Origin of the sequence: Zunongwangia endophytica (assembly GCF_030409505.1) — a bacterium.
Classification (GTDB): domain Bacteria; phylum Bacteroidota; class Bacteroidia; order Flavobacteriales; family Flavobacteriaceae; genus Zunongwangia; species Zunongwangia endophytica.
The window spans coordinates 2,079,257-2,097,944 of record NZ_JAUFPZ010000002.1; the positions used below are offsets into that span (position 1 = coordinate 2,079,257).

17 protein-coding genes are annotated in these 18,688 nt (G+C 30.8%); all 17 read right to left on the bottom strand.

Translation table 11 applies throughout. The annotated features are described in order from the left end of the window. Positions 1-90: 90 nt before the first annotated feature. Positions 91-906, bottom strand: coding sequence for a polysaccharide pyruvyl transferase family protein (locus tag QWY91_RS09105; protein ID WP_290234040.1), 816 nt, complete (start codon positions 904-906; stop codon positions 91-93). A 1-nt stretch (position 907) separates the two neighbouring features. Further along, a complete protein-coding gene (locus QWY91_RS09110; RefSeq protein ID WP_290234042.1) occupies positions 908-2,053 on the bottom strand; it encodes a glycosyltransferase in 1,146 nt (381 codons plus the stop codon). Then, the gene (locus QWY91_RS09115) at positions 2,046-3,119 is read right to left on the bottom strand and encodes a glycosyltransferase family 2 protein (protein ID WP_290234045.1); all 1,074 of its coding nucleotides are present in this window, start codon (positions 3,117-3,119) and stop codon (positions 2,046-2,048) included. The genes QWY91_RS09110 and QWY91_RS09115 overlap by 8 nt, the downstream gene beginning before the upstream one ends. Beyond that, positions 3,119-4,588 (bottom strand): hypothetical protein, encoded by a 1,470-nt coding sequence (locus tag QWY91_RS09120; RefSeq protein ID WP_290234047.1) that lies wholly within the window; start codon positions 4,586-4,588, stop codon positions 3,119-3,121. The genes QWY91_RS09115 and QWY91_RS09120 overlap by 1 nt, the downstream gene beginning before the upstream one ends. 89 nt (positions 4,589-4,677) lie before the next feature. Next, entirely contained in the window at positions 4,678-5,700 is a 1,023-nt protein-coding gene (locus QWY91_RS09125; RefSeq protein WP_290234048.1) for a glycosyltransferase family A protein, read from the bottom strand. Beyond that, positions 5,700-6,842 (bottom strand): glycosyltransferase, encoded by a 1,143-nt coding sequence (locus QWY91_RS09130; RefSeq protein ID WP_290234050.1) that lies wholly within the window; start codon positions 6,840-6,842, stop codon positions 5,700-5,702. The genes QWY91_RS09125 and QWY91_RS09130 overlap by 1 nt, the downstream gene beginning before the upstream one ends. A 3-nt stretch (positions 6,843-6,845) precedes the next feature. Then, positions 6,846-7,934, bottom strand: coding sequence for a glycosyltransferase (locus QWY91_RS09135; protein WP_290234052.1), 1,089 nt, complete (start codon positions 7,932-7,934; stop codon positions 6,846-6,848). Positions 7,935-7,949: 15 nt separating this feature from the next. After that, entirely contained in the window at positions 7,950-8,939 is a 990-nt protein-coding gene (locus tag QWY91_RS09140) for a glycosyltransferase family 2 protein (protein ID WP_290234056.1), read from the bottom strand. Between the two features lie 3 nt (positions 8,940-8,942). Then, positions 8,943-9,881 carry a glycosyltransferase family 2 protein gene (locus QWY91_RS09145; RefSeq protein ID WP_290234058.1) on the bottom strand — a complete coding sequence of 313 codons (939 nt, stop codon included), beginning with the start codon at positions 9,879-9,881 and terminating at the stop codon, positions 8,943-8,945. An 11-nt stretch (positions 9,882-9,892) separates the two neighbouring features. Continuing rightward, on the bottom strand, positions 9,893-10,789 hold the full coding sequence (locus tag QWY91_RS09150; RefSeq protein ID WP_290234061.1) for a glycosyltransferase family 2 protein: 897 nt from the start codon (positions 10,787-10,789) through the stop codon (positions 9,893-9,895). Beyond that, positions 10,786-11,661, bottom strand: a complete 876-nt coding sequence (locus QWY91_RS09155; protein ID WP_290234063.1) for a glycosyltransferase family 2 protein — start codon at positions 11,659-11,661, stop codon at positions 10,786-10,788. The genes QWY91_RS09150 and QWY91_RS09155 overlap by 4 nt, the downstream gene beginning before the upstream one ends. Before the next feature lie 3 nt (positions 11,662-11,664). Further along, a complete protein-coding gene (locus QWY91_RS09160; RefSeq protein WP_290234066.1) occupies positions 11,665-12,372 on the bottom strand; it encodes a sulfotransferase family 2 domain-containing protein in 708 nt (235 codons plus the stop codon). Further along, complete coding sequence (locus QWY91_RS09165; RefSeq protein WP_290234070.1) at positions 12,369-13,652, bottom strand: ABC transporter ATP-binding protein; 1,284 nt, start codon at positions 13,650-13,652, stop codon at positions 12,369-12,371. The genes QWY91_RS09160 and QWY91_RS09165 overlap by 4 nt, the downstream gene beginning before the upstream one ends. Next, positions 13,652-14,512 (bottom strand): ABC transporter permease, encoded by an 861-nt coding sequence (locus QWY91_RS09170; RefSeq protein WP_290234072.1) that lies wholly within the window; start codon positions 14,510-14,512, stop codon positions 13,652-13,654. Before QWY91_RS09170 ends, QWY91_RS09165 begins: the two co-directional genes overlap by 1 nt. An 88-nt stretch (positions 14,513-14,600) precedes the next feature. Continuing rightward, complete coding sequence (locus tag QWY91_RS09175; protein WP_290234074.1) at positions 14,601-15,368, bottom strand: class I SAM-dependent methyltransferase; 768 nt, start codon at positions 15,366-15,368, stop codon at positions 14,601-14,603. A 28-nt stretch (positions 15,369-15,396) separates the two neighbouring features. Then, positions 15,397-17,868, bottom strand: a complete 2,472-nt coding sequence (locus tag QWY91_RS09180) for a polysaccharide biosynthesis tyrosine autokinase (protein ID WP_290234076.1) — start codon at positions 17,866-17,868, stop codon at positions 15,397-15,399. Continuing rightward, a complete protein-coding gene (locus QWY91_RS09185; RefSeq protein WP_290234079.1) occupies positions 17,869-18,660 on the bottom strand; it encodes a polysaccharide biosynthesis/export family protein in 792 nt (263 codons plus the stop codon). Between the last annotated feature and the right edge of the window lie 28 nt (positions 18,661-18,688).

Here is an 18,688-nt window from a genome sequence, read left to right on the forward strand (position 1 = left end):
CAAATATACTACTTATAAATTCCTCATAATTTAATTTCGATGAAAGCTAAAATTTCTCTATAATTAGTCAATATTAGGCGACGAATGGTATCACTGCTTGAAAGGACACACATCTAATAAGCCCTTTTTGAGTTCTTCGACTCTTTTTGTATCTGGTAAAGTATGATAAGAATCAAATAAAGAATCTAATTCTGAAAATGAATATGAGTTTTCTCTAATTCCAGGTTGGTAAAATGGAATTTGAACAGACTCCATATAATCTTGATATTTAATGTCATCTCCAAATACTTTATCTGAAAATTTCTGCCAAACCGCCGGAATTCGATATGCATGACTCACAATTATACCGTGTAGAGAAGAAGAAATAATACGCTCACAAGCTAAAATTTCTCGCGTAGTTTTTTCAACATCGTTTGTCATGAAATCAATCAGTATTACTCCCTCTAGCCCAACAATTAATTTCTTAGCCAATTGGTAGTCATTATAATGTGGAATGATACCTATTTTATAAACTTTCGGTATTGATGGTTGGTAATAATCTGGCAACAGAATGGCAGGATCGCCATATACTTCGGGAACCTGATAACCTTTATCTATTAAGAACTTTCTTGTCTGTGGGCCTCTTACAGCTAGAAATTTAGCGTTTTTAACTGGTAATGTTTTACTAATAATGCCACTTCCCCAAACTATACATTTTGTATTGACGTGCGTTAATATGCTACCAACGGTAGCATATATTGGCGAAAACCAATCTTTATAGCTCCATTTCTTTGGCCAAGCAAATTCCGCTTTTTTCCCGGATATTTTTTCGACTAAATATTTACCCAAGAGATCACCATAGTTCTCTTTAGCTTTATGTTGTATTTCACGTTCGTTCCACCAGAAAAGTCGGATTTTTTTTGGCATTTTAATTTAATATTGCTTTATAGACTTTTAAAACACGATTTTTGACATTTTCGAAATCTAATGATTGCTTCAAATCATCGTTAACTATCTTATAAGTATTAGATATATCTGTAGTTATCGCTTGCTTTAAATGTGATATTATTTCAACAACATCATCACAATCAGAAATTAGTAAACCATTTTTACCATGTTCTATTATTTCTGAAGTTACATTTCCCGGATTCGACTGAATAGGAAAAACATCCATACAAATTGCTTCTAATAATGTATTCGGCATCCCATCTGAATTACTATTACCTATATAAATTTTAGAAGATCCCATTAGCTTTAACACTCTATCATGTGGAATTTTTCCTAAAACCTGAATATTATCCCAAGTTCTTAAATCAGACTTTTTTAAGTATTCAAAAACTTCTGGATCGGCACCAAAAATTACAATCTTATATAATTGAAGTTCTTCTGTCAGTTTTGAAATAGCTTTTAATATAGGTACTGCTCTACCAGAACGTCCTTGATATCCCTTTATTAAAATTAATTTCCTATCCTCTTGTGTTTCCCTGAAATTATTAAGTTCGCCAATTTTAAAACCTCCACCCCCAGGAAAAACTCCTAAAAATTGTCCTCTAAAACCATATTTTTCAGCTATTTGAAAATCTCGCTTACAATCTGTTATTAAATAATTTACACGCTTGAGCACCTTCTTTATATCCGCTAAATAATTAGTGTTATTTTGAAAATAAAACAGATCGCTCCCCCAAGAACTGTATATCCATTTTAATTCAGTATGCTTTTTCATAACAGATAAAATAGGAGTACAGGAAACATATAATGCAAAACTGTGTACGGTATCAGGCTGAATTTCATTAACCGTTTTTTCAAATTCCTGCGAAAGAGTACGTTCATTATATTTTGAGATACCCTGATACAATTGGGGAAATCTAGATTTCAAAAAGATTCTACCCGGGAAATTCCATCGCAATTTCCAGTTGGTGATTTGATGTACCCAGCTTATACGTTCTATAAAATTCCCGGCCCCGGTGATATCAAACCAATACACTTCAAAATCGCTATCTTTTAGTTGATCGACCCATCTAAAAAAATGTAAGCTTGGCATTGATACCATTAAAATCTTCCTTTTTTTAGGCATCGGGAACTATTTTTAAAGTTAGTTCTTCTTTTTCCCAATCTATTTGGTAGTGATATATAGAAAGCCTATGCTGTAGAATAATAGCTTCTAAAAGCTTATTATTAATATATTCCATCGAATATGTTCGTATATATTTTTTTCCAATAGTTTTCTTTAATCTATTTTTAATAGATTTTCCAAGACTATCAGTCTTAATTTTAATCGAAGATGATTCTGATAAAATAGGAAAAACACCTGTAAGAAATGCATCAAATTGATTACATTCTGAAGTTAATATAATTCTATTTATAGGATTTCGTAATTCTGTAAATTTTACAATATTTGGCATTTCGCCCCAAACAAATTTCAAATTAGCATGAGTAACTTTATTCTGATTTTGCATCATCATATATCGATGATTAATTTTCTCTAAATTGGTATGATAAGGAAATTCACTTTTTTTGCTTCGGTATTGCTTAGGATGCCACTGATGTTTAACTAAAATTTCTTCGTCAAAAAAATGCACTGAAAAACCAGCATTCTTTAATCGCAAGTGTACATCGGTATCTTCTGCACCCCAACCATGATAAAACTCGTCGTAACCATTTATTTTTTTTAATATAGATGTTTTATATAAAGTTGTTCCTGTGACCCCTTCATTTCCCGTAAATGAAGGATTGTAGTCAAAGAAAGTTCCATCTTTAGAGGATTCTTTTTTATCTAAGAACGCATACTTAAAGTAAACTATATCATTTTTCTGCGATATTTGTTTACATTTTCTCACCATTTCCGGATGATACAACAAATCGATATCCCCCATTAAAAAAAGAGGTGAATTACATTTTTGTAATGCTATGTTTATTGCTCTGCTCTTATTCCAAAGTTGACCGTATGTGGATACAAAAATATAGTCTATAAAATTATAGTTTTTAATTTGCTTCTCTAAAGCAGTGGTGAATTTGTCTGAACTTCCATAATTGACTAAGAAAACCTTGAAATCTTGATCGCTTTGCTCTCGTAAAGAATCTAAACAACGTTTTACAATTTCTAGTTGACGGTTGCGATATGTAAGAACAAGACTAAGCATTAAAAATGTAATGGATTTATAACTTTTGACCTATTTTGACCAGATTTTTGTAACACAAAATCATTCAGAATTTGGGTTGATTTTTCAAAGAAATCATCAGATTTGGGGCTAAGCCAAAATATCAATTTTTCATCAAAATATTCTTTAAAAAAATCACTACCTATTGGATCGATCAAAATTGTAGGCACACCTAAGGACCTAGCTTCTAAAGTACAGCCAGAAAATCCTGTAAAATGTAAATGAGCAATAGAAAAGGTTTCTGGAAGAGATTTTTCATTAGGTAATTCTAAATCATAAATATGACGATCGACTCCAAAGTTATCAAAAAAATTCTCTATTTCTGAAATGGAAAAAGAGTTTCTAGGATGCAATCTAAAAATCCACTTATAACTCCAATTTTTCATCAACGTTATTATCTCTTTCGGAATCATTCTTTCCAGTGGAAATGTTTGCATGCTAAATACAACTGCGCTCTTTACACTTTTATCATTCGTTTTTTTATATTGCAAGTAAGGGTGACCAGCAATTTTAACGATGATATCTTTTTTATCTGCCGACCATTTTTCAATATTAAGTTTAGACTCTTGATCCCATACCCAATATTCTTTGGGCATCAGATTGTAACCAGACTCTGGTATCTTAAACCAATCAGAAAAAACCATATGATTTGTTTGTGGACCATGCTGAAAATCTATAGTTTTAATATTGAGTTTATTTGCACTATAGATTGCAGCATACAAATTATCCCACGCATAATAACCGCAAAAAATTAGTTTGTCGGGAGAAACTTTTTTGAAAAACCGAATATAGAAATTAGAAAGGGAATTTATCTTCTTAACCCAATTTCTTAAATTCTTCGCCTCCAAATTGAGAGATTCAACTTTAATAAACTCCTTCGTCACTTCCTTTAAAAAAGAATCGTATTTATAAAGTTCACTATCATTTTCAAAGGATTTTTTTTTAGACTTGAAGGCTGTATCAATATTTCTGAAAGCATCAATTCGCTTTTGTAAATTAATAATCACCTTTTTATTATAGCTATTAGCTATAATTTTTTGATATTCTAAAAAGTAAACTTCATTTTCCAGATGATTACTTTTAATCATACTGTCAAAAAAACGATTAAAAGCAAAACCCTGTTCTTGAATTCTGTGAAAATGAGAACCTACAAATACTATCTTTTTTCTCTGAAGTTTTGAAAAAAATATTTCATGACTAATTATTGCCTTTAACAGCTTTACTGTTTTTTTGAAACTTCTATTTTTTATTTTTTTTCGACTAATTGAACTAGTTTTATCAACTTTATTCTCTTTATCTCGATTTATTTGTTCTGAAAGTAAAAAAAGATATAACTTAATGCGGATATAAGGCCATACATATATTCCACTGATGCACCATTGTTCAACAGGAAATTTATTTTCCAATTCACGAAAATAAATATCTAATTCAAAATTGGTGTTATTTTTCATTTTCTTCTAAAACTAATCTGATTAATTCTTCCAATTTTCAAGAGTAATCTCATCTCTACCATAAAATGGACTTATATTTATATCATAACTTAATAATAAGTTTTATTATATTGCTTTAACACATTTTTAGATAAACCTTTGTATCTGAAGAAGAAATCATTAATGAGTTTGATGCGCAAAATAGTTTTAAAAAACTTATTTTTTATCAGAAAAGCTAATTTTGAAGGTTGAGTTAATTGAAGCCTCTTATACTCTAATTTCTTTTTGGTTTGATGAAATTTCACCTCATCCATCCAATCCTCATAAACGTTCCCCATATGGTAGGCGTAATTTTTAAAGGTTGTAAGTTTCCATAAGTCCTTATTTTGTGCAGCTACATCTAACAAACGTTCACTATCGCTGCCCATCTTTGCCGGTATATATTTTTCTATTTCGCTCAAAACCTCTTTTCTATATGTCGCTACAAAATGACTGGAACCAATACAGGCTTTCACATCGCTCTTTTCTATCCCTAAAATATATTGCAAGTAATAATGATCTTCTTTCATATCCCAACCAATACTTTGATAAAATAGTTGCATCTCTTTAGGTTCAGCCACCTTTAAAAAGCGCATTTTTTTATTGAAAAAATTATCAAAAATTACATTAGTACAAAAGTTCGCATACATATTAAACTGCGGCACTATCCCAACCGTTCCAACTTTTGGAAACGAATTAAAAATCTGAATAGTTTCATACTGCCAACCCGGTAGAAACATGGTATCGGCATCTGCAATAGTTATTATATCAAAATTATGCCCTACTACACCTTTGTAGATTGCATTTAATTTACCAATATTGGACGTATTGATAAGTTCCTGAATTTTCTTCTCACTTTTTAAAACTAAAAGATAGTTTTCAACTTCAGCACAACTTCCATTATTTATTATAGTAATAAACGTATATTCTAAACTTATAGTTTCTAAGACCGATTGAATGCACTTTTTGAAAATTTTAAAAGCATCCTTAAAATAATCTTGTTGATTGGGGATATAAACCGGGATAATAACCTGATGTACAAACCTAGCATCATAGAGAACTTTATCTTTATTGGGATTATTTCCTTTTCTCATCAGTCCAATATTTTATTATAACTGTATATAATTTGCTTTTTTACCAAATTATAATCAAAACGAGATTTTGATAAGTAATAATTTATACTAGGAGCCATAGAAATGAGCTCTTTATCATCTAAAACTTTCCTGATTAAAGATTCGACAGTTGCAATAGAATCTGCATCATCGATTAACAAACCATTCTTGCCATTTTCAATTATCTCTTCGCTGGCACCGCCGGGATTGGATTGAATAGGAAAAGCTCCATTCACTATAGCTTCTATCAATGTATTTGGTATTCCATCTGAAACACTATTTCCTATGTATATAGAAGTTTTTTGCATTATATTTAATACATCTATATGATTTAAAGCATGGCGAGAATATGTCTTAAAGGGCAAAGACTTTTCTTCAATATAGTCTATAACTGTAGGATGAGCCGCAAATATTGTCACCTGAAATCCACTTTCAAGTATTTTTGATAAAATTTCTTCTAAAGCTTTTACTACTACTAAACCTCTTCCAAACGTATGTTGATAGCCTTTAACCAGAATGATATTCCTTTTGGGATTATAAAACACTTCTTTTGATGGAATTTGGTAACCTCCACCTCCGGGGTAGACACCAAATGTTTTTCCTCTAAATCCTAATTCTCGTGCTATATTTTGATCACGATTATTATCTGTGTGTAAATAATTAATTCTCTTTAATACATCAATAATCTCTCTTTTATGGCTTTTTAAATTTCGATAGTAATAAATATCACTGCCCCAACATGAATATATCCAAGGAATATGTCTGTATTTTTCTTTATCAAGAATATTTGCTAAAGGATAAGAACACTCCTGCATTTCGAAACTGTGTACAACATCTGGATCAATTTCATTTAAGATTAATTCGAATTGCTCAGACTCCGTTATTTCTAAGATATATTTAATTTTTTGATAAAAATCTGGTGTTTTCTTACTTAAAAAATATTCTCCTTTTATATATGGTAATTTTCGTTTTTTCCAATTTGTATATTGCGTTATTTCCAAGTTGGTTTTTAGTTTGCCTCTATCTAAAATATCAAACCAATATAATTCCCAATTCTGATCTTTTATATTCTCTATCCACCTAATAACATGGATGGAAGGCATAGAAATAAGCAATATTTTCATTATTTAAATTAATTTACTTTTTAAATAATCCTCTGTAAATTCATTTCTAAATTTCATTAAATATTCTGATCTAATATCATTGGAAAGCTTCAAAAACATTTCATCAGGAAGAGAAAGTAAATAGATAGAATTCAATATAAGACCATGAAAATTAGAAGTTACTAAAAACTCGAATTTTCCAAGTCTAATTGGCATTGCACCCACATTATACGTAAGAATTACTTTTGCAGCTGCCATCAACTCTAAAGCAATATTAGGGCCTCCTTCATAAGATGAAGTAATTAGAAAAATTTTAAACAGACTAAATTTAGTATGCACTACATCATATGGTATTTCATTAAAATCAAAATCTACTAAATCATTTAATTTCAAACGACTAACTTCTGAAATTAAAAAGTTCCTATATGAAATCTCACCAGTTCCTATAATAATTAAACGCTTCCTAAGACCTCTAGCTTTGAGTTCAGATATTAAATAGATTGTATCCTCTAATTGTTTTTCAGGACTAATTCTAGAAATAACTCCGAAATCATATTTGTAAATTTTGCATGGTGATTGACCTAAAAGAATGCTTTCCGAGAAAGTTAAAACCTCATTGCAACTTATATTATTAATTCCTTGTCTAATAAAATAATCTACTTGATTTTCTGATGTCACTAGATTTTGATTTACACTATTAAGTAAAGAAATATGTAAAGGCGATAATTGAATATATCTTATAGTAGTATATTTTATAATTATCTTTTTTTTATTAAAAAAAGATTTGATAATTGGATAATAAAAATCCTGGGTATTTTTTGTTATAATATAAACAAAATCAATTTGCTTGAAAAAATAAACTAGTTTCCAGTAAAGATATTTAGCATTCCATTTTTTTAAAAAAGTGGTTCTGATGATATAAGGATAAGATATAAATTCTATTTTATTACTTATCTCAATACCTTCCAAAAACTTATAATTAGGATTTTCATTTGAAAATATAAATACCTTCGAGACATGAGAAAGTTCACTAATATAATTTGCCGTATGGATAGTTTCAAGTTCACTTCCTCCTAAATTATCGAAAAATGGCGTTACTATTAAAATTTTCAATTTCTTTTATAATAATTAATTTAAGTTTCTATCGGTAATAATTTTCACCTTATGCATTCCAATACCATTATAATTCCTAATATTTAAAACTGATATTAAAAGATTTAGGAGGATTATTGCAAAATCTTTAAAATCCAAAAGAAAGTGCATTCTATAATTTAAAATTGATTTAAAATAAAATTTAAAAAAAGTTAAATTATTTTCATAGAGATAGGTTTTTATTAATTTATACAAAAATTTTCGAAAGCATTGGCGTAATTTTGGATCGTCAGTATAGTATTTAAAATACTTCATATTGAGTCTAAGAAAACAAGATAAAATTAAGTCACTGGATACAACGCTTTCGATCTTGTAGCTTTTGTCAAAACGATATAAATTATCGATCAAATCTAAGTGCTCAAAAGAAGGCTCTTCAATTAGAATTTGAATGTAGAAATCAATATCTTGAAATCTTTTTAGATTTTCATCGAAACTAAAATTTAGCAAATACTCTCTTCTGTAGGTTACACTTAAAGTGGACCACCAAGGTAAATTATAACTTGCAAAAAAATACAAAAAGTCACAAAGATTATCTTTAGTGGACAACAAATTAAGCTGTTCGTTTGTTTTATTTGAATATGATTCCAAACCAGCGGTGTTAGAAAAAATAAAATCAAGACTGGTTTTTGCTATACGACTTACTCGTCGCATTAAACATTCTTCTAATAAAATATCGTCGCTATCTAACCAAATTACATATTGCCCCTTACTTAATTTAAACCCATAATTTCTGCATGCATTCGCTCCTTTCGGTTTATGATCAGGTCGATGACGATATTGAATTCGAACATCTTTATGGCAATAAAATTCCAAGAGTTCCTCAGTATAATCTGTAGATCCATCATCTACCACAATACATTCCCAGTTTTGATAAGTTTGTGCAATCACAGAGTCCAGGGTCTCACCGATAAAATGAGCCCGGTTATAACTTGGGATGATTATGGAAACTAATTTTGAATCAACCACTTTTTATAATTGTACTTTAAATTTTTGCCTAAAAAAATATCCTCTTCCCAAATATTTTTTGAAACAAATCATTAATCTATATTTTAAAGCACCGTTTTTGAAATTTTCATTTAGACGATCAAGAAAGATAGATTTATCCGGCACTAAGGTTTTACCTGATAAATAACACCAATCGAGAATATTGAATAAAACTTTTCTTTTAATGGTTATACTCATTTTATCTTCTAAATCTATGTAAGTAAACCAAGTTTTCAATATTGCACTTTCTATTTCAGCCTTTTTATCATTTTTTAATCCACCTTGTTTGGAAACTTCATGTTTTCTCCTTAAAGTAACAACTTTATCTATAAAAATACAATGGGTAGATTTAGCTGTCAACTTAGAGTAATAATTATACTCTTGACCAGTATATAATTTTTCATTGAATAATATTGATTTTGCTAAAGTTGCTTTGATTAAAGTATCATAGGTTAACCAATTAATTTTTTGAAACAGATAATTGTAAAGTGTTATTTCGTATTTTTCAAAAGTATAATAATGGTCAAAATCACATTTGCTACCATGTAAAAATCTAGTTCTAGTAATGACGTAATCAACCTTATGTTTTAATAGTGACTTTATTTTAACTTCTATATGATCTTCCGTCATTAAATCGTCGCTATCAAAAAAAATAATATAATCACCTTTTGCTAAATTCAAACCATAATTTCTAGCTCCATTGCCTCCAGGTAAATAGTTTTCCGTTCTTTTATAGAAAGAAAATCGATTATCCTTTTGAATATAAAATTCCAATAATTCAGTCGTATAATCATCAGATCCATCATCAATTATAGTACAATTCCAGTTTTTGTAACTCTGAGCTATTATAGAGTCAAGAGTTTCTCCAATTAAATTAGATCGATTATAAGTAGGTATGATGATAGAAACAAGATGTGGATGCATGAACTTAATTATTAAATTTTAATTGAATTTCTGTTCCTACTATTTTTTAAGGATGGATAGAGTCCTTTTAGAATTCTATATTTAGATAAAATCTCTTTTGCTTTTCGAAATTTAAACTTGAAAAATGATTTAAAATAGCTTCGTCTAATTTGTTTTAAATGCAATGAAAATTTACTATCAAAGTTTTTTAAGTTTATATCAGCCCATTCGACTTTAGAATATCTTATATATTCTTCATAGTAGTCATCTGAATATTTCAAGACGGGTTTTACCTCTCTAAATTCACGATCATGAATCATTTTAGCATTAGGAACAATTCCAATTTTCATATTATGATACAAAACTCTTTGACAATAATTTCGATCCTCTCCATAATGAAAAAATAGCGAATCAAAATAGCCTACTTTTTTGAGCGTTCTTTTAGGTATAAGCCAACCGGCAGCATTTACAAAGGGAATTGAATAGATATCTTTTATCTTGTTTTCATTTGCGTCGAAAATATAATCCCTCGAAATATTATATCTTGACATGAACATTGAAAAATTTGCATCTAATCCTGTAAAACTTTTTGTATAATGGAACGGACTTAAAATTCCATATTCTAATTTGTCCTGAATGATTTTTATTAATTTTCCTAAACAATCTTCTATTAAATAAGCGTCCTGATTTAATAAGAAAACATAATCTGCGCCATGATTAATTGCATACTCAATCCCTATATTATTAGCTTGCCCAAAACCTAAATTTTTATTTTGCTCTATAAGATGAACATTCGGATAATTTGTTTTAATAAAATCTTTTGTATTATCCGAACTATTATTATCGACTACAACTACAGGAAAATCACCACATGATTGCAAGCATTCATCAATCCATTTTAGACCATTGTAAGTAACGACTATTATCATGCTTTCAAAACTTTATTTTTTAGTTTAATCGCATATTTTACTATAGGTGCGAATGGATGAAATTCTAAAAAATACTTCTTTTGGTAATCTTTATTTAATAACCAAAAATATTCCTTATATAAAATTTCGTTGTATATTTTATAATCATTGATCTTAGAAGATCTATTGATATTTGTAGCCTGATCATCGTGAATTCTAAAAGCTACTAATTTTTTATTTAAGATTGCAATTTGTTGTTTTTTTAAGATTCGATAATAAAACTCATAATCTAAAATTTGCTTCAAATCTTCCCGAAAATATCCTACTTTTTTTAGAATATCATTTCTAAACATAACTACAGAAGGTTCTCCTATCTTATTTAAAGGTGATTGTAAAAAAAAATCTGATCGAAAAACTTTTTTATCCAAAACCAAAGTTTGCGATAGATTTTTGAATTGACATTGAAGATTCCCATAGGTCTGTATCCATTTTTTTAAATCTTTATTCAAATTAGATTCTACGATAAAATCTCTTTTAGACGCCACTAAAGATATATCTTTGTTATCTTCTAAGAACTTTGTCATGTCTGATATACAAGTAGAATATAGGATATCGTCTTGAAATAAAAATTTAATATACTTACCCTTAGCTTTTTCAAGACAATTATTCCAATTTGCACCGATACCATTTGGATTATGATTATAAATTTTAACGGGAAAATCTACAGCTTCTTTAAATTTATTAGCAATTTTAAGGGTCTCATCTTTAGATTGGTCATCACTTATTATTATTTCAAAATCTCTAAAATTCTGCTGAAGAATGGAATCTAAAGCCTCTTGTAAGTAGACTCCACCATTATATGTTGGTATACAGATAGATACTAAACAAGACATGATTTAAATTATAAAGGATTTAGATGATGAATTACTACGAATATAATCTATTAATCCATCCTTTCTGTCTTCAAAAAAATAGTTCAGAAATTCTATGTCATTTTTAAATTTTTCCTTTACAATATCTTTTCTTCTTTGATTATAGAAAAAAGAATAATGATTTTTTTTCTTCTTTCCCATATTCACTTTCTTGCTAAAAAAAGAACTTGGTAATTCCAAATCCCGACAAACTTTTTCTAATCCATTCTGGATTTGTTCAAAAAATATCACCTGATCATAATCTATTTTTTGATTATCTAGGCAAAAATAATTGATTTGAGATTTTAAATGATCACCTCTATATAGAATATTTTTACAGTTTAGAACTTTACTAAATTTCCCAGTAGCATTTATATAATTGAAAAAGCTATCGTTAATATTTTGTTCTTTACTCAACCAACAATAGTCTGAATATAGCCGATCCCATGGATTCCTTACAATTATAAACTTATAGTAGTTGTTCCATTCATGAGAACTTAATAAATTATTTTGAATCAATTCTTCTGGAGTAGCATGTTGAAGGTGCATTTTTAATTCTTCATTCCATCCAAAAAGATTGCTGTTATTACTTTCAGAATTATTTGAAACATCTATTCCAAAGGCAGTTTCAATACTGGATCCAGCACATTTCGAAATATGAATAAAAATGCATTTATGTTTATGTGAAATCATGCATCTTTAAGTTTTTGCCAGCTATATTCAGACAGTAGAAATCCTAGATTTTTTATAGTAGGTAATTTCCCGGTTTTATAAAAGTCGCCGTTCGCAACCTTAAAATCAAGAAATCTTTCATTTTCATATAATAACTCTCGATCGTCTAAATTTAATAATTGCACCCCCAATATATAATTACCAGAGGTAATCGCTAATTTTTCTATAACACATTGTGTTGTTATCTTTTCAGAAACTGAAATACGCAAAAAATCATCTGTATGATAAGTATTTAACGTAGTTATCAGACGCTTATTTTCATCGAAAAATTGAAGTCTTAAATTCAATTCCATCGATTTATTGGAAATGTTTTCGATAGAAATTCGGAAGTAATACGATTCACCTGATATTAAATTATTAATTTTCTTTTGGTTGTCATATATAGCAAGCTCATGGATTCTGGCATTTTTTATTGAGAGCGGAAAAAATTGCCCACTTTGCTTATCGTCCTTTTCTTCTGCTAAATATTGGTTTATTCCTTCTTTTACATCCCCTTCAAATTGAACAGAACCATTTTTCAGAACCAAACATCGCGTACATAGCTGTTGAATAGAGGCCATATTATGACTCACGAAAAGGACCGTTCTTCCTTCACCTGTAGATAGATCTTGCATTTTTCCAATAGCTTTCTTTTGAAATTCAGCATCACCAACGGCTAAAACCTCATCGACTACTAATATTTCAGGTTCTAGATGAGCTGCTACTGCAAAACCTAAACGTACTCGCATCCCGCTGCTATATCTTTTCACCGGTGTATCAATGTACATTTCGCAACCGGAAAAAGCTATAATTTCATCGATTTTAGCACGTATCTCCGGCTTTGTCATTCCTAGAATAGCACCATTAAGATATATATTTTCCCGGCCAGTCAGTTCTGGATGAAAACCCGTCCCAACTTCAAGCAACGAAGCAATACGTCCTTTTGTTTTAATACTTCCGGTAGTGGGCGAAGTTACCCTCGAAAGTAATTTTAATAAAGTAGATTTTCCGGCACCATTTTTACCAATAATACCTAAAACCTCTCCCGTCTTTACTTCAAAATTAATATCTCGAAGCGCCCAAACATAATCTTCATTTGCTTTTGCAGATCGATCGTTTACCGCTCCTACTTTCAAATAAGGATCTTCTTTCCCTCTTATTTGATGCCACCACCGATTAAAATCATGGCTTATAGTGCCTGTACCAACCGTACCCAATCGATACTGTTTTGAAATATTTTCTGCTTTTAAAATGACACTCATTATACAGTATCTATAAAATTCTTTTCTGTTCTATTAAAGGTAATCAAACCTATAAGAAATAAAGCTAGACTAATTCCTATAGTGTATAAAAAAGATCCTAGGTTAAAAATACCTTCATCTAAAATCATATATCGAAATCCTTCTATAATCTGGGTTAACGGATTTAAACGAACAATCCATGCAATGTCTGGCATCTTTTCTTCCACCTGACTTAAAGGATAAGGCACCGCTGAAATATAAACTAGCAAAGAGGTCGCAAAACCGATAAGTACGGTAAGATCACGATATTTAGTTGTCATTGCTGAAATAATCATCCCAAATCCTAAACCCATAAAAGCCATTAATATCACATACACAGGAAATAGAATGAGATTAGCATTTGGTGTAACCGAACTACCTTGATAAATAAAATAGATGTAAAAAACAATTAGAATAAGAATCTGAATTCCGAATTTTACTAATCCAGCAATTACTTTACTCAGAGGAACAATAACCCGAGGAAAATACACTTTACCAAAAAGGGCTGCATTTTGATTAAAAGTGTTCGATGTACTGGTAAAGCATTGATTAAAATAATTCCATGCTGTAATTCCCGTAAGATTGAATAGAAAATTAGGAACGCTACCTGTAGATACACTTGCGATATTATTGAACACCAACGTATATATTACAGAAGTAAATAGAGGCTGAATAAAGAACCAAAGCGGCCCAAGTATAGTTTGCTTATAAACCGTTGTGATATCTCGCTTTACGAACAAAATCAACAAATCCCTATATCGCCAAATCTCTTGGAAATTAAGGTCGATTAGCTTCCTTTTGGGACTAATTTCATATAACCAGTTATCTTCTATGGAATTCATAAACTTTTTGGAGGCTTTGCAGCTTTTTGATTTATTATTCTCGCTATTTTCTAATAATTTAAATTCTATCTCAACTTAAATATTTTTGTTATTTTTTATTTCCGTAAAGGATGACTCTGGCGAAGAGCACATAAAAAAAAGGAATTTTTGAAATAAAAATATCCAAATTAGACGCTAATTTATTTATCCAGTTATCGTAGTTTTTATCACCATAAACTTTTAGAGAAACGACTCCAAACATGACAGTGAAAAAATCAAAAAAATAATGATCAAATGTGAATTTCTCTTTGATTATTTTAATGTCTTTTGAAACCAAAGCGTGTTCATCTGGCGTTCTCTCTTGTGGATTCATTTTTCTGTAAATCTTATAAATCGGATTCATATTTAGGGGTTCCAAAAAAATTATCTTACCGCCAGGCTTTAATACTCTATGAATATGGCTTATTGATTTTTCGATATCCAAATGATGAAGTATTGCTCCCCCGAACACAATATCAAAAGATTCATCTGCAAAAGATAAATCATTGGCATCCATCAAATAATGGTTTATTGGAAAATCTCTCGAACTCGCGTGCTTTTTGCCATTTTCTAATTCCTGTTCTGAAATATTTATACAGGTTAAACTTTTAGGTTTGGTGGATTTATCAAACCAGGCCGCCCAGGTATAAGAACCAATTTCTAGAACATCTTTATCATCAAATTCCAGAAGTAGTTTATTGATAATCTTTCTCTCTCGCTTATAAGAATAAAAAAAAGCATGCCTTCTTAGCTTCTTGATTTTAGTCCTATCCAATTTATTCTGATTCCAATAATCTCTTTCGGTCTGATTTATTTCTTCTCTGGTTCTCGCTTTCATAATATTAGACAGTCACTAATAACTTATTTTATTCAAACTTGCGCTTAAACTTCTCCCATGATTTCTTGAATTGAGATCGTGTAGATGGCGCTTCACCATACCCGTTATTATAACGATTATAACCATAGCCGTAGCCGTAACCATAGCCGTAACCATAGCCATAGCCATAGCCATATTTCGCTCGATGTACGAAGTGATTCAGTACAAAACTTATATTTTTTATCTCTCCTTTGGCATATTTCTGATTAATCGACTCTAACATACCCCTTTTGGTATAATCCTGTCGCACCATATAAATAGTGGCATCGGTAAATTTTACTAGATTTAATGCATCTGCGACCAAACCAATTGGTGGTGTATCCAAAATAATATAATCGTAAGTTTGCCTAAGTTCTTTTATCAGCGCTTCCATTTGATCATTCATCAGTAATTCTGATGGGTTTGGTGGCACCGGCCCTGCGGTAATTACATCCAGAAAAGGTATTTTACTTTCCTGAATAATTTCTTTAGAACTTGCATCTTGAATTAAATAATTGCTAACTCCTAATTCATTATTCAATCCAAAATCATCAAAAATTTTGGGCTTACGCAAATCCAGCCCCACAAGTACCGTTTTCTTTTCGCTCATTGCGAAAACGGTGGCCATATTCATTGCGCAAAAGGTTTTCCCTTCTCCTGAAACAGAAGAAGTGATCAAAAGCGTTTTAGCTCCTTCAACGCCCTGTTTTTTGTACATAAACTGTAAACTGGATCGCAAGCCTCTAAAGCCTTCAGAAATTGAAGCTTTTGGACTTTCAAAAACCGCAAGATTACTACTCATCTTGCTTTTACCTATCATTCCTAAAATTGGTATGGGAGATAAACGCTCTACTTCCTGAGCGTTGTGGATATTAGTATTTAAAAAAACCAATAAAAACACAAAGGTCAACGGTATAACTCCCCCAACCATTACTGCCATTACGTAATTGAGCTGCGTATTAGGTCCTACCCTTCCTCCACCAATGTCCTTAGCTTTGTCTATGATTAGCACATCGCTAACGTTGGCTGCTTTTATAAGTCCCGCTTCATTACGTTTTTCTAAAAACAGATTGTATGTTTTTTCACTAATATTATACTTTCGCTGAATTTTTAATAAATCCTGCTCTTCCTTCGGCAGCTCTCTAATTTTTGATTCGGCAGTGGATATTTGTCCGTTGATATCCCTCAATTCACTTTGAAGCAATCCTTTGGAACTTGTAATATTTTCAAGCAAAACAGATTTAACACTATTAATTTGCCTGTCGATATCTGCGAAAATTGGAGCTCCTTCTTTTAACGAGTACTGGTAGTTGCTTCGTTCTTCAGCTAAGGTTATTAAACGAGAAACAGCATTAGCTATACTACCTTCAGAAATTCCTGCTACCGATGGCGCCGGAATATCAGAATAATCGTTTCGAGTTTCTAAATAGGTTCTCAGCGTTTGGTAATACGACAACTGTCTGGTTATATTTTCCTTTCTAGAATCGAGATCTAAAAGCTTACTAGAAAGCTGCTGACTTTCCGCGGAGATATCTAAGATCTCATTATCATTTTTATAAGAATTAAGTTCGCTTTCTACCAACCTTAATTCGCGAGATTTCACATTTAAACTACTATCTATAAATGCGATAGTCTTCGTAGCAAAAAGATTCTTTCTCGCTAACATATTGTCACTAAGAACATTAACCGATCCATTTAGATAATCGACTATTCTTGCTTTATTGTTACCAGATTGGGTTAGCGTTAAAACTGATGCACCATTAGATTCTGGCTTTACAGAAACATTTTTATATCTGGAAACGGCAGAATCAAAATTCAAAAAGCTAACATAAAAACTCTTGTCTTCCTGAAGTCTTTTTTCTGAGCGTATTAATGTAGCATTCAAAAAAGGAGTTTTAATTTTTTCTCCAAATTTGAATGTTTTACTAAACTCTATTTCTTTGGTCCCACCGGCTTTTTTGTCTTTAGAACCATAAGATTGGAGTGTTAATCTACCAGGAACTGATGCCGTAATTTTGAAATTTTCTTCACTTACAGGTACAATTTTATAGCTGATATTTAAAGCTTGGAACTTATTCGTATCCACAACTACTTCGAACGGAGTCTCGCCATAGGCGTCTACTCGTTGATATTCTCCATCTTTTTTGTAATCCACGTAAAACCCAAGACGCTCTACAACTTCTTCATTGTGAGTTCTTGATCTTAAAATGGTAATAGCCGTATTTACTTTGTCTGATGTACCACCCCAATTAAATGTTAAGCTTGTATTACTGGTAAAAAAAGGATTTTGATCGTCCTTAATAGAAATTGAATTTGCTAATTGATATACCGGCAATTTTCTAACATTATTATAGTAAGCAACTGCTAAACTTACTGTTACTGAAAACAATATAAGTTTCCAGTAACTAATAACTTTTAGCACAAAACCTTTAAAATCAAAGGTTGATCCTACATCTGAAATATGATCCTCTTCATTCGCCATTTAAAACCTAGTAAATAATAAGATTGTTGTTGAAATTAACGAAAAAACTGTGCCTATGGTTCTAAAACTTTCGATTCCGGTTGTACCAGCCCCTAAAGATTTTTGAGGTAATGGATCTACAATGATCAAATCATTAGGCTGAATATAGTAGTACGCACTCTTAACAGCGTCTAAATTCGTTAAATCTATATGATGCACTTCCTCGCCATGGGGATATTGCCTTAAGATCTTCACATCTTCTCTGTTTCCGACATCGCTAATTCCTCCCGCATTGGCTATCGCTTCCATTATCGTAACTCGCTCTTTATAAAGAACATTACTCCCAGCGCCTATTTCTCCAATGGTAGTATACCGTATTCCCGCAAGCTTTACAGTTACAAAAATGTTCGCCTCTGCTCTAAAATATTCCGATAATAATTGATTTTCTATCTTCTCCCTTATTTCCTCGACCGTATACCCCATCACATTCAATTCTCCTAAGGTTGGTACTCTAATATTACCATGTTCATCAACAGCAAAACCATCGTAATACATTCTTTCTTCTCCGGTAGCATCAGTATTCCCTTCATTCACAGGGTTAAACATACCTACGATATCCTGATCTAAAGCTTTCACTCTTATACTCAGAAGATCGCCAACTTGTACGCGGTAAGGTTTATTTAGACGATGTACATCTACAATACTATCAATGCTCGCCTTATCTTCCTGAAGATAAGATAACTTCTTTGTAGAAATACAGGAAGTAGACAATAAAGATAGCGCAAGCACTAGGAATAATAAAATTCTAGACATAAGGGGCTTCACAAATTTTTAACAAATA